The sequence below is a fragment of the Pseudomonas sp. NPDC089996 genome, assembly GCF_044748405.1.
In the GTDB taxonomy this organism is placed as follows: Bacteria; Pseudomonadota; Gammaproteobacteria; order Pseudomonadales; family Pseudomonadaceae; genus Aquipseudomonas.
In genome coordinates, this window is sequence record NZ_JBIVGA010000007.1 from 276,832 (window position 1) to 290,007 (window position 13,176).

14 protein-coding genes and 1 tRNA gene are annotated in these 13,176 nt (G+C 64.0%); 11 read left to right on the plus strand and 4 right to left on the minus strand.

From position 1 onward, the window contains the following. Window positions 1–26: 26 nt before the first annotated feature. From ACIPW4_RS14935 to ACIPW4_RS14945, 3 genes are all read left to right on the plus strand, one after another. Window positions 27–983: a LysR substrate-binding domain-containing protein gene (locus ACIPW4_RS14935; protein WP_400658991.1), complete on the plus strand. Its 957-nt coding sequence runs from the start codon at window positions 27–29 to the stop codon at window positions 981–983. Between the two features lie 55 nt (window positions 984–1,038). Beyond that, window positions 1,039–1,494, plus strand: coding sequence for a MarR family winged helix-turn-helix transcriptional regulator (locus ACIPW4_RS14940; RefSeq protein WP_400658992.1), 456 nt, complete (start codon window positions 1,039–1,041; stop codon window positions 1,492–1,494). Window positions 1,495–1,635: 141 nt separating this feature from the next. Continuing rightward, window positions 1,636–2,064, plus strand: a complete 429-nt coding sequence (locus tag ACIPW4_RS14945) for an organic hydroperoxide resistance protein (protein WP_152958037.1) — start codon at window positions 1,636–1,638, stop codon at window positions 2,062–2,064. 220 nt (window positions 2,065–2,284) lie between these two features. Here ACIPW4_RS14945 and efp read toward each other — a convergent pair whose 3' ends face one another. Continuing rightward, window positions 2,285–2,854, minus strand: a complete 570-nt coding sequence (gene efp / locus ACIPW4_RS14950; protein WP_060483780.1) for an elongation factor P — start codon at window positions 2,852–2,854, stop codon at window positions 2,285–2,287. A gap of 48 nt (window positions 2,855–2,902) precedes the next feature. After that, window positions 2,903–4,036 (minus strand): elongation factor P maturation arginine rhamnosyltransferase EarP, encoded by a 1,134-nt coding sequence (gene earP / locus ACIPW4_RS14955; protein ID WP_400658995.1) that lies wholly within the window; start codon window positions 4,034–4,036, stop codon window positions 2,903–2,905. Window positions 4,037–4,165: 129 nt separating this feature from the next. On the opposite strand from earP, the gene ACIPW4_RS14960 reads away from it, so the two are divergent. Continuing rightward, window positions 4,166–4,552, plus strand: coding sequence for a hypothetical protein (locus ACIPW4_RS14960; RefSeq protein WP_400658997.1), 387 nt, complete (start codon window positions 4,166–4,168; stop codon window positions 4,550–4,552). A gap of 2 nt (window positions 4,553–4,554) precedes the next feature. Continuing rightward, window positions 4,555–5,025 (plus strand): transcription elongation factor GreAB, encoded by a 471-nt coding sequence (locus tag ACIPW4_RS14965; protein ID WP_400658998.1) that lies wholly within the window; start codon window positions 4,555–4,557, stop codon window positions 5,023–5,025. Window positions 5,026–5,140: 115 nt separating this feature from the next. On the opposite strand, the gene ACIPW4_RS14970 is transcribed toward ACIPW4_RS14965, so the two are convergent. Continuing rightward, window positions 5,141–6,076, minus strand: coding sequence for a LysR family transcriptional regulator (locus ACIPW4_RS14970; RefSeq protein ID WP_400658999.1), 936 nt, complete (start codon window positions 6,074–6,076; stop codon window positions 5,141–5,143). A gap of 117 nt (window positions 6,077–6,193) precedes the next feature. Between ACIPW4_RS14970 and ACIPW4_RS14975 the strand changes: the two genes are divergently transcribed. The 4 genes from ACIPW4_RS14975 to ACIPW4_RS14990 all read left to right on the plus strand — a co-directional run bounded on the left by ACIPW4_RS14975 (window position 6,194) and on the right by ACIPW4_RS14990 (window position 10,994). Beyond that, on the plus strand, window positions 6,194–6,943 hold the full coding sequence (locus ACIPW4_RS14975; RefSeq protein ID WP_400659000.1) for a 3-oxoacyl-ACP reductase family protein: 750 nt from the start codon (window positions 6,194–6,196) through the stop codon (window positions 6,941–6,943). 49 nt (window positions 6,944–6,992) lie between these two features. Further along, entirely contained in the window at window positions 6,993–8,174 is a 1,182-nt protein-coding gene (locus ACIPW4_RS14980) for an MFS transporter (RefSeq protein WP_400659002.1), read from the plus strand. A 119-nt stretch (window positions 8,175–8,293) separates the two neighbouring features. After that, window positions 8,294–8,674 carry a hypothetical protein gene (locus ACIPW4_RS14985; protein WP_060483775.1) on the plus strand — a complete coding sequence of 127 codons (381 nt, stop codon included), beginning with the start codon at window positions 8,294–8,296 and terminating at the stop codon, window positions 8,672–8,674. 181 nt (window positions 8,675–8,855) lie between these two features. Next, a complete protein-coding gene (locus tag ACIPW4_RS14990) occupies window positions 8,856–10,994 on the plus strand; it encodes a TonB-dependent siderophore receptor (protein WP_400659003.1) in 2,139 nt (712 codons plus the stop codon). A 144-nt stretch (window positions 10,995–11,138) separates the two neighbouring features. Here the strand turns inward: ACIPW4_RS14990 and ACIPW4_RS14995 are convergent. Continuing rightward, window positions 11,139–11,228: transfer RNA gene (locus ACIPW4_RS14995), tRNA-Ser, on the minus strand. A gap of 198 nt (window positions 11,229–11,426) precedes the next feature. Between ACIPW4_RS14995 and ACIPW4_RS15000 the strand changes: the two genes are divergently transcribed. Continuing rightward, window positions 11,427–12,116 (plus strand): crotonase/enoyl-CoA hydratase family protein, encoded by a 690-nt coding sequence (locus tag ACIPW4_RS15000; protein ID WP_400659004.1) that lies wholly within the window; start codon window positions 11,427–11,429, stop codon window positions 12,114–12,116. A gap of 80 nt (window positions 12,117–12,196) precedes the next feature. Continuing rightward, a complete protein-coding gene (locus ACIPW4_RS15005; RefSeq protein WP_400659006.1) occupies window positions 12,197–13,168 on the plus strand; it encodes a magnesium and cobalt transport protein CorA in 972 nt (323 codons plus the stop codon). Window positions 13,169–13,176: the final 8 nt, after the last annotated feature.

Sequence of the window (13,176 nt, forward strand, 5' to 3'; positions counted from 1 at the left end):
TATTTCGCAAAACCAAGAAGCATACAATGAGCCCCGACACCCTGACCGATCAGTTGAGCCTGTTCCTTGACGTGCTGGAAACCGGCAGCTTCTCTGCCGCCGCCCGTCGCCATCCGCTGACGCCGTCCGCCGTCGCCCGGCGCATCGACAACCTGGAAAGCGCCGTCGGCAGCCGCCTGTTCACCCGCAGCACCCATGCCGTGCGCGCCACACCGGCGGGCAATGCCTTCGCCGAGCGTGCCCGGCGCATCATCGAAGAGCTGCGCCTGGCCCGTGCCGAAGCGGTATCGCTGAGCAATGCCCCGGAAGGCCTGATCCGCATCGACGCCCCGGCCGCCTTCGGCCGCCGTCACCTGGCACCGGCGATCGCCGACTTTCTGGTGGCCTACCCGGGCCTGGACGTGCAACTGCGGCTGATCGACAGCTTCGTCGACCTGCATGGCAGCCACCTGGGCAAGGTCGACCTGGTGCTGCGCGCCGGCCCCTTGGCCGACACGCGCCTGGTCGCGACCAAGCTTGCGCACATGGTGCGCATCGCCTGCGCCAGCCCTGCCTACCTGGCCGGCCGCGGCATGCCCGAATGCCCCAGCGAACTGCCCGGCCACGACGGCCTGGACTGGGATGGCCTGGCACCGCCGTTCGCCTGGCGCTTCGCGGTCGACGGGCAAATGCGCCTGTACCGCCCGGCGCGCATGCGCATGGCCGCCAACAACGCCGAGACCCTGTTGTTCGGCGCCCTCGCCGGCCTGGGCATCGCCCACCTGCCGACCTGGCTGATCAGCGACTACCTGCTGCGCGGTGAACTGGTACCGCTGTTCTGCGACAACGGCCTGCCCGAAGCGGAAACCAGTGGCATTTACGCCCTGCGCCTTGAACATGAAACGAACTCTCGCAGCCGTTTGCTGCTCGAATTTCTCAAGAGCCGCTTCAGCCCGATTCCACCCTGGGACCTGGCGCTGCGCAGTGAGCTGCGCTGGCAGTAAGCGCACCAACCTTCAGCGTGCTAGATTTCTCCATTGATGACATTCAAGGACCTGCATGAACGCCAACACCCAAGCTTCTTGTGACGAGCTGCTGCTGGACAACCAGGTCTGCTTTGCCCTGCACTCCACCTCGTTGCTGATGACCAAGGTCTACAAGCCGCTGCTGCAAGCACTGGGCCTTACCTACCCGCAGTACCTGGCCATGCTCGTGCTGTGGGAGCAGGATGGCCTGACTGTCGGTGAAATCAGCCAGCACCTGCTGACCGATCCTGGCTCGCTCACCCCCCTGCTCAAGCGCCTGGAGAGCGAGGGCCTGCTGCAGCGCAACCGCAGCCGCGAAGATGAGCGTGTGGTGTTGGTGCAACTGACTGACAAGGGCCGCGCCTTGCAGCAGCAGGCCCGGGAAGTGCCGCCGTGCATCCTCAAAGCCAGTGGCCGCAGCCTCGAACGCCTGCAAAAGCTGCAGGCCGACCTGCTGGAACTGCGCGAAAGCCTGCAAAAAAACCTCTGACGGCTACGCTGTGTGATGCTCGTTCGGACGAGCGGTGAAGATTTATCTTGCGCGCTAACTAATTGCGCGCTAATTTGAATCCCGTATCCACACGACGCCACCTGACAACCAGGGGCGCACAGCACACTAGCGAGGCTCAAGATGCAAAAGGTCACTCCGCTGTACATCGCAGAAGCCACCTCCACCGGCGGCCGCGACGGCAAATCCCGCTCCAGCGACGGCAAGCTGGAAGTCAAGCTGAGCACCCCCAAGGAACTCGGCGGTGCCGGTGGTGACGGCACCAACCCTGAGCAGATGTTCGCTGCCGGCTACTCGGCCTGCTTCATCGGCGCGCTGAAATTCGTGGCCGGCCAGGAGAAGAAAGCCCTGCCAGCCGACGCCTCGATCACCGCCAAGGTCGGTATCGGCCAGATCCCTGGTGGTTTCGGCCTGGATATCGACCTCAATATCAACCTGCCGGGCCTGGCCCAGGCTGACGCCGAAGCGTTGGTAGAGAAGGCTCACAAGGTCTGCCCTTACTCCAATGCCACCCGCGGCAATGTGGATGTGCGGTTGCACGTGACCGTCTGAAGCACGCGGTAGCGCGGCCTGTAGGAGCGGCCTTGTGTCGCGAAAGGGCCGCACAGCGGCCCCAGCATTATTAACGGCGAAGCTGCAATCCTGGGGCCGCTCCGCGCCCCTTTCGCGACGCAAGGCCGCTCCCACAAAAGCAAGAACCTGCCGATAGCTGCAGAAATCACAGGTAAAAAAAACCCGGCCGAGGCCGGGTTTTTGCGTTTCGCAAGAAGGATTACTTCTTGGAGCGGCCTTTGAAGCTGTTGTCGCGAGTGTCGATGTCGATCCACTCGTCGATCTGGATGAAGTCGGCAACCGAGATCTCGGTACCGTTCTTCAGCTTGGCAGGCTTCATGACCTTGCCCGAGGTGTCGCCGCGCGCAGCGTTCTCGGTGTAGACAACCTGACGGCTGATGGTGGTCGGCAGTTCAACCGATACCAGACGGCCTTCGAAGAACACGGCTTCGCAGATGTCTTCCATGCCTTCTTCGATGTACGGCAGAACGGCGTCGATGTCTTCGGCGTTCAGTTCGTACATGGTGTAGTCGGTGGTGTCCATGAAGGTGTACGAGTCACCGCTGATGAACGACAGGGTCGCTTCTTTGCGATCCAGGATCACGTCGTCCAGCTTGTCGTCGGCACCGTAGACGGTTTCGGTCTTGTAGCCGGTCAGCAGGTTTTTCAGCTTGGTCTTCATGATCGCGCTGTTGCGACCCGACTTGGTGAACTCGGCTTTCTGAACCAGCCACGGGTCGTTGTCGATCCGCAGTACGGTACCGGGTTTCAGTTCTTTACCAGTTTTCATTACGAAGTATCCGAATCTGGATGGATTTATAAAAATCGAGGCCGCATATCATAGCCAATTTCGGTAAAACTGTACCAGCGCCTTGGCAAGGTCCGGCCGAGCGGCCTGCCTCATTGCCCAGTCAGCGGCGTGCTGCTGCAGTTGCGCCCAATGTTTACGGGCGCCTTGCCAGGCTGCGTGCATGTCGCGGTCCATGTTCCAGGCACGCCACAATGCCATCAGCGCCTCGCTGGCAGCGTCTGACAGGCCCTGTCGATAATGGGCGAGGAAGGCTTCGAGCTTTTCCCAGTGGGCATTTTCGTCCTGTACATAGATATGCCACAGCATCGGCCGGCCAGCCCACTGGGCGCGCACGAACGAATCCTCGCCCCGCACCGCATTGAAATCGCAGCTCCACAGCAGCCGATCGTAATCGTCCTGGCTGACGAACGGCAGGACTTGCACCGTCAAAGTACCGCGCGGGTGCACATCGCCTGCCTTCAACGGCTGCTCACCCAGCCACGCCTCCAGGTCGCCAAGGATGCGCCCTTGCGGAACCAGCAGGTGAACCGGGTCGGTGTCCTCCACCAGCGCATCGAGCCACCGCCCCAGTTGCCCGTTTTCGTAGGCGAACAGCGACATCAGCAGCGCACCGGGCTGCAGGTGCACACCCAGGCCCTGGAGGAACGCCGCACGCGCCTCGCTCGATTGCTCGAAGGCCTGGCGGCGCGGTAGCAAGCTGGCTTCGCGCAACAGCCCACCGGTCCCGGCAGTGAACCCCGGGAAAAAAAATACCTTGCGCAGGCCATTGGGCTGGGGCGATGGCAAACCATGGCAGCCCTCCACCCAGTCCTCGGCGCTGAGGTACTCCAGGTTCAGCCACAGCACCGGCGCCGTGCGGGCGCGCATCGCTTCGACGTAGGCTGCCGGCAACTGGCAGGCAAAGGCACCGATCACCACATCCGCTGGCGCCTGAGGCTGCCATTGGGCGGGCCAGGCACGCACATCCACGCCCTGCTGCCATTGCTGCGCGGCACGGGCATCGGCACCCGGGCACAACGGCACGAAGGCGTTCAGGTCGTCGACCCACAGGCGCACCGCCAGATCATGTTCGGCCACCAGCTGCCGGGCCAGGCGCCAGGTCACACCGATATCGCCATAGTTGTCGACGACGCTGCAGAAAATGTCCCAGGTGGTTTTCATGTGCCCTGCCTTGCCGTGCGCAAACCGCGAATTCTGCGGATTAATTGTCGCCGACAAAAGCACCGCACGGAAAAAAGCGCCAGCACCATGCGACAATGGCCCCCTCGCCCGCCCTGCCAGGAGGCCACCATGCCCCGCCACCGTGAACTGAAGATCACCCTCAAACCGCTGCAGCTGATTTTCTGCGTGGCCTTCGGCCTGTGGCTCGGCGCCGTGGCGATCGCCCTTAGCCTGTGGCTGGCCCTGCAGCTGTGGCCCGAACAGGTGGAACCCGTGGCCCGGGCAGTGGCACCGGCCCACAGCAAGCCGGCACCTGCGCAGCCGCTGGATGCGCAAAGCGAGATGTTCGAGCGCTACAAAGACATCCTCCACAAGCAGGAAGTGCAGCAGGCGGCCGACGCCGCGCAAGGCAATCCGCGCAACCTCAACAGCCCCAAGTGCCAGTTCTGGCTTGCGCAGAACCGCACTGCGCCCACCGACAAGAGCCAGGCCAACGTGCTGGAGTTCTGTTACTGACCATGGACAAGGCCACCCTGCTCGCGCGCATCGTCGCGGCCCTGGAAACCGACATGGAGGCATTGCGCCGTGCGGCCCAGACCGCCTACGAGGCAGCCACCGCCGAAGAAAACATCGCCGAGAACAAGTACGACACCCTCGGGCTGGAGGCGTCGTACCTGGCCACCGGGCAGGCGCGGCGCACGGCTGAAATCCGCCAGGCGCTGCTCACTTACCAGCAGTTGCTGCTGCGCGCGTACGACCCGGCGCGGGGGGTGCAGGTGAGCAACCTGGTGACGCTGGAGGATGAGGATGGCGGGCGGCGCTTGCTGTTCCTCGGGCCTGAGGCCGCAGGGCTGAAGATTGGCGAGGGGGACGGACTGGTGACGGTCATCACCCCGCGTTCACCGCTGGGGCAACAGTTGGCGGGCAAGAAGATCGATGACGAAGTGAGCCTGGGGGCTCAGCTGTTCTACATCATTGATGTTGCCTGAACCGGCCTCTTCGCGGGCACGCCCGCTCCCACAGGGTCAGCACAGGATCTGAAAACTGTGCAGTACCCGTGGGAGCGGGCGTGCCCGCGAAGAGGCCAGCACAAGCGGTAGATTTCTAGGCCAAGGCATCGAAAAGCCCCGCCAACCCCCGCTCGGCAAACTGCTCCACCACAAAGTCGATGAACGCCCGGGTCTTGCCCGGCAGCAGCTTGTGCTCGGCGTAATACAAGCTGATATGCCCATCGTCCACGTACCAGTCCGGCAACACCCGCTGCAGCTCCCCCGCCTGCAGGTACGGCACGGCAAACGGCAAGCTGACCAAGGCAATCCCCAACCCCTGCTGCGCTACCGCACACGCCGCATCCGAATCGCTCATGGTCATCGCCTGGCGCAACTGCAACGGCTGCTGTTCCTGCCATCGGCTGGTCAGGGGCCAGGAACGCACCCGCCCGGTCTGCGGCGAGCGGATCAATATCCCATCATGGCGCTGCAGCACCTGCGGGTCTTCGATGTCGGCATGCCGGCTCAGATAGGCGGGCGCCGCCACCAGCACCCGGTGCGCCGGGGTCAGCTTGCGCGCCACGACCCCGAGCGGCAGCTCGAAACCGCCGCCAATGGCGGCATCGAAGCCCTGGCCGATCAGGTCGACCTGGCGGTTGTCGAAATGCCAGTCCGGGGTAATTGCCGGGTAACGGCGCAGAAACTCACCCAGCAACGGCAGCACGTACAGGCGGCCGAATACCGTGCCCATGCTCACCCGCAACAGCCCGGCCGGCTGGCCCTCGGCGCTGGCCAGGTTGGCCACGGCGTACTGGATGGTGCGGAAGCTGTCGCTCACCTCGCCAAGAAATCGCTGCCCCGCCTCGGTCAAGGTCAGCTTGCGCGTACTACGCTGGAACAGCCGCACCCCGAGGCGCGCTTCCAGTTGGGCAACGTGCTTGCCCACCGCCGCCGGGGTGATGCTCAGGCGCCGGGCTGCCTCGGCGAAACTGCCCACCTCGGCGCTTCGGATGAAGCACTCGAGGGCATTGAACGATGATTCCGAGGCCATGATTACCAACCAAAGGTTTACTCTGCTGATAGTGATTGCCATCTTATCAGCAGGTAATCATCGGTCGATACTGCGTCCATCCAAGGCATTCGGCCTTGCTTCCAGCAGGAGATCAGCATGTCCAAGCAACTTACCCTCGAAGGCAAAGTCGCCTTCGTCCAAGGCGGCTCGCGCGGTATCGGCGCGGCCATCGTCCGGCGCCTGGCCCGCGAAGGCGCACAGGTGGCCTTTACCTACGTCAGCTCCGCCGGGCCGGCCGAAGCGCTGGCCGAAGAGGTCAAGGCCGCTGGCGGCCAGGCCCTGGCCCTGCGCGCCGACAGCGCCGACGCCGCTGCGCTGCAACTGGCAGTGGATGACGCCGTGAAGGCCTTTGGTCGCCTCGATATCCTGGTCAATAACGCTGGCGTGCTGGCGGTTGCGCCGCTGGCCGAGTTCGACCTGGCGGATTTCGACCGCACTCTCGCGGTCAACGTGCGCAGCGTGTTCGTCGCCAGCCAGGCCGCTGCCCGCTACATGAGCCAGGGCGGTCGCATCATCAACATCGGCAGCACCAACGCCGAGCGCATGCCGTTTGCTGGCGGCGCGCCGTATGCCATGAGCAAATCGGCGCTGGTCGGCCTGACCAAGGGCATGGCTCGTGACCTCGGCCCGCAGGGGATTACCGTGAACAATGTGCAGCCCGGGCCGGTGGACACCGACATGAACCCGGCCAGCGGCGAGTTCGCCGAGAGCCTGATCCCGCTGATGGCAATCGGGCGGTATGGGCAGGCGGATGAAATCGCCAGCTTCGTCGCCTACCTCGCCGGGCCCGAGGCTGGCTACATCACCGGCGCCAGCCTGACGGCCGATGGTGGCTTTGCCGCCTGATAGACTGGGGGCCTTGCGCCCCCAGATTGCCATTGAACACGAGAAACCCATGAAATCCCCAACGCTCAGCCGCGCGCTGATCCTGCTGATGGCCACGGCCACCGGCCTGGCGGTGGCCAGCAACTACTACGCACAACCCCTGCTGCACAGCATCGCCCAACAATTCGGCCTGAGTACCGCCAGCGCCGGCAGCGTGGTCATCGCCGCACAACTGAGCTATGGCGCCGGCCTGCTGTTGCTGGCACCGCTGGGCGACCTGTTCGAGCAGCGCCGGCTGATCGTGGTGATGACGGCCATTTCAACCCTGGGCCTGGTCATCAGCGCCTGTGCCCCGAGCCTGCCCTGGTTGCTGCTTGGCACCGTGCTCACCGGCCTGTTCTCGGTGGTGGCGCAGATCCTCGTGCCGATGGCCGCCACCCTGAGCGAGCCGCATCAGCGTGGCCGAGCGGTCGGCACGCTGATGAGCGGGCTGCTGCTGGGCATCCTGCTGGCGCGCACTGCGGCCGGGTTCATGGCCGAACTGGGCGGCTGGCGAAGCATCTATGTGCTGGCCGCAGTGCTGATGGCGATCAGTGCAGTGGCGCTGTACCGCACCCTGCCCGAGCACAACAGCCATGCCGGCCTGAAGTACCCGGCACTGATCGGCTCGGTGTTCCGCCTGTTCATCGAAGAACCCGTGCTGCGCCTGCGCTCGCTGCTCGGCCTGCTGGCGTTCAGCCTGTTCGCGCTGTTCTGGACGCCGCTGGCATTCCTTCTGGTGCGTGAGCCCTACCATTACTCCGACGCCGCCATCGGGCTGTTCGGCCTGGCCGGCGCTGCGGGCGCACTGGCGGCCAACTGGGCCGGGCGCCTGGCCGACCGCGGCAAGGGCTCGCTGGGCACCACCGTCGGCCTGGTAGCGCTGGTGCTGTCGTGGGTACCGCTGGGCTTTGCCGAACACTCGCTGCTGGCCTTGCTGGCAGGCGTACTGGTACTGGACCTGGCCGTGCAACTGGTGCACGTGAGCAACCAGAATGCGGTGATCGCCTTGCGACCTGAAGCACGTACGCGGCTGAATGCCGGCTACATCACCTGTTACTTCATCGGCGGTGCACTAGGCTCGTTGCTGGGCACACAGCTGTTCCAGCGGCAAGGGTGGATGGGCATCGTGGTGGCAGGCCTGGCGATCGGCACGCTGGCGCTGGTGGTATGGGGCCTGGCGCAGCGCAAGGCCGCAGCGCAGCTAGCCTGAAGCCACCATTGAAGGCGTCTGACCAGCGCATTACCCTCCGTCGCCTGGCCGTTGACTTGCCCGCCCCGGCGGCGCTCAGTAGGCGCTGGTCAAGGACCTTTCACTGACAGGACGAATCAATGACAAGACTCACGGTGCAATCCGGCGATTTCTTGCAAGGTGAAGGCGAGTTTCGCAATGGATCGCTCACACTCAAGACCCCACGCAGCCCGTCACCCGGCGAGCGAATCTCACTGGCCCGCATTGCAGATCTGCGTCTGGCCAGCCTGGAGTCCAGCCGCAGCCTGGGTACCGCACTGGGTTGGGGCGTGGCCGGAGCGCTGGTAGCCGGCCCGGTGGGCCTGCTGGCCGGGCTCTGGCTGGGCGGCAAGGAGGAAGAAGCCACCTTCCTGGCCACCTTCAAGGATGGCCGCAAACTCATGGCCATCACCGACGGCAAAACCTGGTCGAAGATCGACGATACCTGGCGCCAGCATCGCCGCCCGGCACCTGCCGACTGAAGACCCGCAGGGCTTGGGCCTGATAATATAGCGCCCCTTTTTTCGCCTGTTCCGGCTTCTTCGCGGGCACGCCCGCTCCCATAGGTACTGCACTGGCCTCAAAAGCAGTGCAGTAACTGTGGGAGCGGGCGTGCCCGCGACGAAGCCTGTGCGGTATCTGCCCCAAGGACGCCCCCCCTGCATGCCCCTGCTTCGCCCTCACCTGCCCCTGAGCCTGCTCAGCCTGGGCCTGGCCCTGCACAGCCCCCACGGCCTGGCCGAAGACAGCCTGGAATTGGCACCGGTGCAGGTGTCCGACACCTACGGCGATGAGGGCTACCAGGTTCGCGAGGCTGCGGTCGGCGGTTTCCAGCCCGCACCTCTGCTCGACACGCCCGCCTCGGTCAGCGTGTTCAGCCAGCAACTGCTGGAAGACCGCCAGGTCCGTCTGCTCAGCGAAGTGCTGCAAAGCGATGCTTCGACGGGTGAAAGCTATGCCCCGATCGGCTACTACGAAAACTTCAACGTGCGCGGCTTCGAGCTCAATGCCGCCAGCAGCTACCGCATCAATGGCCAGACCATCGCCGGTGAGCAGAACGTGGCGCTGGAGAACAAGCAGCAGGTCGAACTGCTCAAGGGCCTTTCCGGGTTGCAGAGCGGCGTGTCGGAACCGGGCGGGCTGATCAACTACGTGACCAAGCGCGCTGCAGACGTTCACAGCGTCACAGTTTCGACCAATGCGCAAGGCGAGCGCTACCTGGCCACCGACCTGGGTGGCTGGTTTGGCAGCGAGCGGCAGTTCGGCGTGCGCGCCAACCTGGCCCACGAGGACATCCGCTCCTACGTCGACCATGCCGACGGCAAGCGCGATTTCGCCTCGCTGGCCTTCGACTGGCAGATCAGCCCCGATGCCACCTTGCAGCTGGATGCCGAGTACCAGCACCGCGAACAGCGCTCTGTGCCGGGCTACCAGCTGCTGGGCGGCAGCGAACTGCCCCATGGCATCGACCCGAGCGACCGCCTGGCCTATCAGCACTGGGCCAGGCCGGTGCAGAACGACGCGCTGAATCTGGGTGGGCGGTTCGAGTACCGCTTCAACGAGGCTTGGACCGGCACCCTCAGCGCGTCGCGCAGCAAGGTGGTGATCGATGACTACAGTGCATTCGCCTGGGGCAGCGAGGGAGGATGGCAGTCGCATTTCAGCCCCGAAGGCGACTACGACATCTACGACTTCCGCAGCCCCGACGACACCCGCCGCACCGATGAAGCCCAGGCCATGCTCAATGGCCATTTCGATGCGCTGGGTGTGCAGCACGAGCTGACCGTGGGCAGCAGCGCCCAGCGCCGTACCCTCGACCAGCGCCCCTATTACAACGTGCTGGTCGGCAGCGGCAACATCTACACCGGCGCGCCGGCCTGGGCGCCGTCGGACCAGCCAGTCGGCGCCAGCGAAAAGCGCCTGGACAGCCGCCAGTACGGCCTGTTCATCAGCGACCGCATCCGCTTCAACGAGCAGTGGCAGAGCGTGATAGGCGCCCGCGAAGTGCGCTTGGATGAACAGACCTGGGACGAGAACGGCGTGGCAGGGCGGCATACCCGGCAATACCAGCTGCTGCCCAACGCCGCGCTGATCTTCAAACCCCGCCCCGACACCACGCTGTATGCAAGCTACGCCAAAGGCCTGTCGGCTGGCGGCACAGCGCCCTGGTACGCCAGCAACGCGGCCGAGATACTCGCCCCCACCCTCTCGCACCAGCTGGAGCTCGGCATCAAGCGTGACTGGCAGGGCATCAGCTTCAGCGCCGCGCTGTTCCAGATCCGCCAGGCGTACCAGTACGCACGCCCAGAAGGCGACGGCAGCTTTACCTATGTTCAGCAGGGCCAGCAGAAGAACATCGGCCTGGAACTGGGCGCCAGCGGCTGGGCAACGTCGAACCTGCAGCTTCAGGCCAGTGCCGCAGCCATCCGTGCCCGGGTGCAAGGCAGCGGCACCGACGCCTACGAAGGCCATCAGGCAATCAACGTGCCGCGGCTGCGCGCCGCCCTGCATGCCGAGTACCGCCTGCCGCTGCCCGGCCTGGCGTTGCTCGGCGGGGCGCGCTACAGCGCCAGCAAGCAGGCGAGCCAGGCCGGCAATGTGGAAGTGGGCGGGTACACCGTGTTCGATCTCGGTAGCCGCTACAGCACACGCATCGGCGGCTATGACACGACACTGCGGCTGGTGGTGGATAACGTCTTTGACAAGCGCTACTGGCGGGATGTGGGGGATTACCTGGGCGACAACTACCTGTTCCAGGGGGCGCCGCGGACGGCGCGGTTGTCGGCCTCGGTGAGTTTCTGAGGCTCAGGATAGGTCGACTGCTTTTTTGTGGGGGCTGCTTTGCAGCCCTTTCGCGACGCAAGGCCGCTCCTACAAAGAGCCGCGTGGCGGCCGCAGAATGCAAAAAGCCCCCGAGCTTTTCAGCGCGGGGGCTTTCGCAGAATGTGGCGGTGAAGAAGGGATTTGAACCCTTGATACGATTTCTCGTATACACACTTTCCAGGCGTGCTCCTTCGACCACTCGGACACTTCACCGTTTCTCTTCAAGGCTTTCACCCTGTCGAGGCGCGCTAATTTAGTGGAAGAGCTTTTACTTGGCAAGCATTTTTTTCAAATTTTTCATGCATTTGCATAAATGGGCCGGTGAACGCTGACCGACCAGTCAGCCTTGCTGCTTTACCTGGCCTTCGGCGCTGGGTAACGTCAGCGCCACGCCACCCAAAGGACCCTGCAATGAGCGAGCTGATTACCTACCACGCCGAAGACGGCATCGCCACCCTGACCCTGAACAACGGCAAGGTCAACGCCATTTCGCCGGACGTCATCGAAGCTTTCAATGCCGCCCTCGACCGAGCCACGCAGGAGCGTGCCGTGGTGATCATCACCGGGCAGCCGGGCATCCTCTCGGGCGGTTATGACCTCAAGGTGATGACGTCCGGCCCCACGCAAGCCGTCGCACTGGTCACCGCCGGCTCCACCCTCGCCCGCCGCCTGTTGTCGCACCCATTCCCGGTGATCGTCGCCTGCCCTGGCCATGCCGTGGCCAAAGGCGCCTTCCTGCTGCTGTCGGCGGATTACCGCATCGGCGTCGAAGGCCCCTACAAGATCGGCCTGAACGAAGTGCAAATCGGCATGACCATGCACCACGCCGGTATCGAGCTGGCGCGCGACCGCCTGCGTCGCTCGGCCTTCCACCGCTCGGTAATCAATGCCGAGATGTTCGAACCCAAAGAGGCACTGGATGCCGGTTTCCTCGACAAGCTAGTGCCGGCCGAGCAGCTGCTTGAAGTCGCCCAGGGCGTTGCCCGTGAGCTGAAGAAGCTGAACATGCTGGCGCACAAGAACACCAAGCTGAAGGTGCGCAAGGCGCTGCTGGATACCCTGGACGAGGCGATCCAGCTCGATCAGGGCCACATGGGCTGATTGCAGCCACCAGCCAGGTTGCTCTCCTGCTCGCGACGGCCCAAGCTGTAACCCGTGTGCAACCAAACAAGTGGATAACCATGGGTCGAGTCGTGGCATCGGCGGTGTACGCCGCCGGCAGGAAGGTCACCAACATCAGCATCGATGAAGGCAGCGAGTGGGCGCGCAAGCCGGGGCACTTCGTGTGGATCGGCCTGGAGGAACCCAATGCCGAGGAACTGGCCAACCTGCAGTGCCAGTTCAACCTGCACGAACTGGCCATCGAGGATGCGCTGGAAAAGCACAGCCGGCCCAAGCTGGAGACCTTTGGTGACGCGCTGTTCATCGTCACTTACTCACCGGTACGCCACCAAGGCAAACTGGAGTTCATCGAAACCCATATTTTTGCCGGCAATGGCTACATCATCACCTGCCGTAACGGCCATTCGAAATCCTACGCCCTGGTGCGCCAGCGCTGCGAAGCGCGCCCGCTGCTGCTCGAACATGGCGAGGACTTCGTGCTGTATGCCCTGCTCGACTTCGTCACCGAGAACTACCAGCCGGTCAGCGAGGCCATTCATGGCGAGATCGAGGAACTGGAGCAGAGCGTGCTGAGCACCACGCTGCAAGAGGAGGACATTCAGCGCTTGCACAGCCTGCGCCGCGATATCCTGCGCTTGCGCCGCTATGTGGCGCCGATGGTGGAAGTCAGTGAGGAACTGCAGCGCCTGAGCTTCCCGTTCATCGACAAGAACATGCGCCCGTATTTTCGTGATGTGCAGATCCACGTGACGCGGCAGATGGAGGACCTGGCCGGGATCCGCGACATTGCCAGCCAGACCATCGAGATCGGCATGCTGCTTGAGTCATCACGGCAGAGCATCGTGCAGCGCAAGTTTGCGGCGTGGGCGGCGATATTGGCGTTCCCGACCGCGATTGCCGGGATCTATGGGATGAACTTCCAGAACATGCCGGAGCTGGGGTGGCACTATGGCTACTTCGGGGTGCTGGGGGTGATTGTGCTGGGGTGTACGGGGCTGTTTGCCAGCTTCAAGAAATCGGGCTGGTTATGAATTGCCGA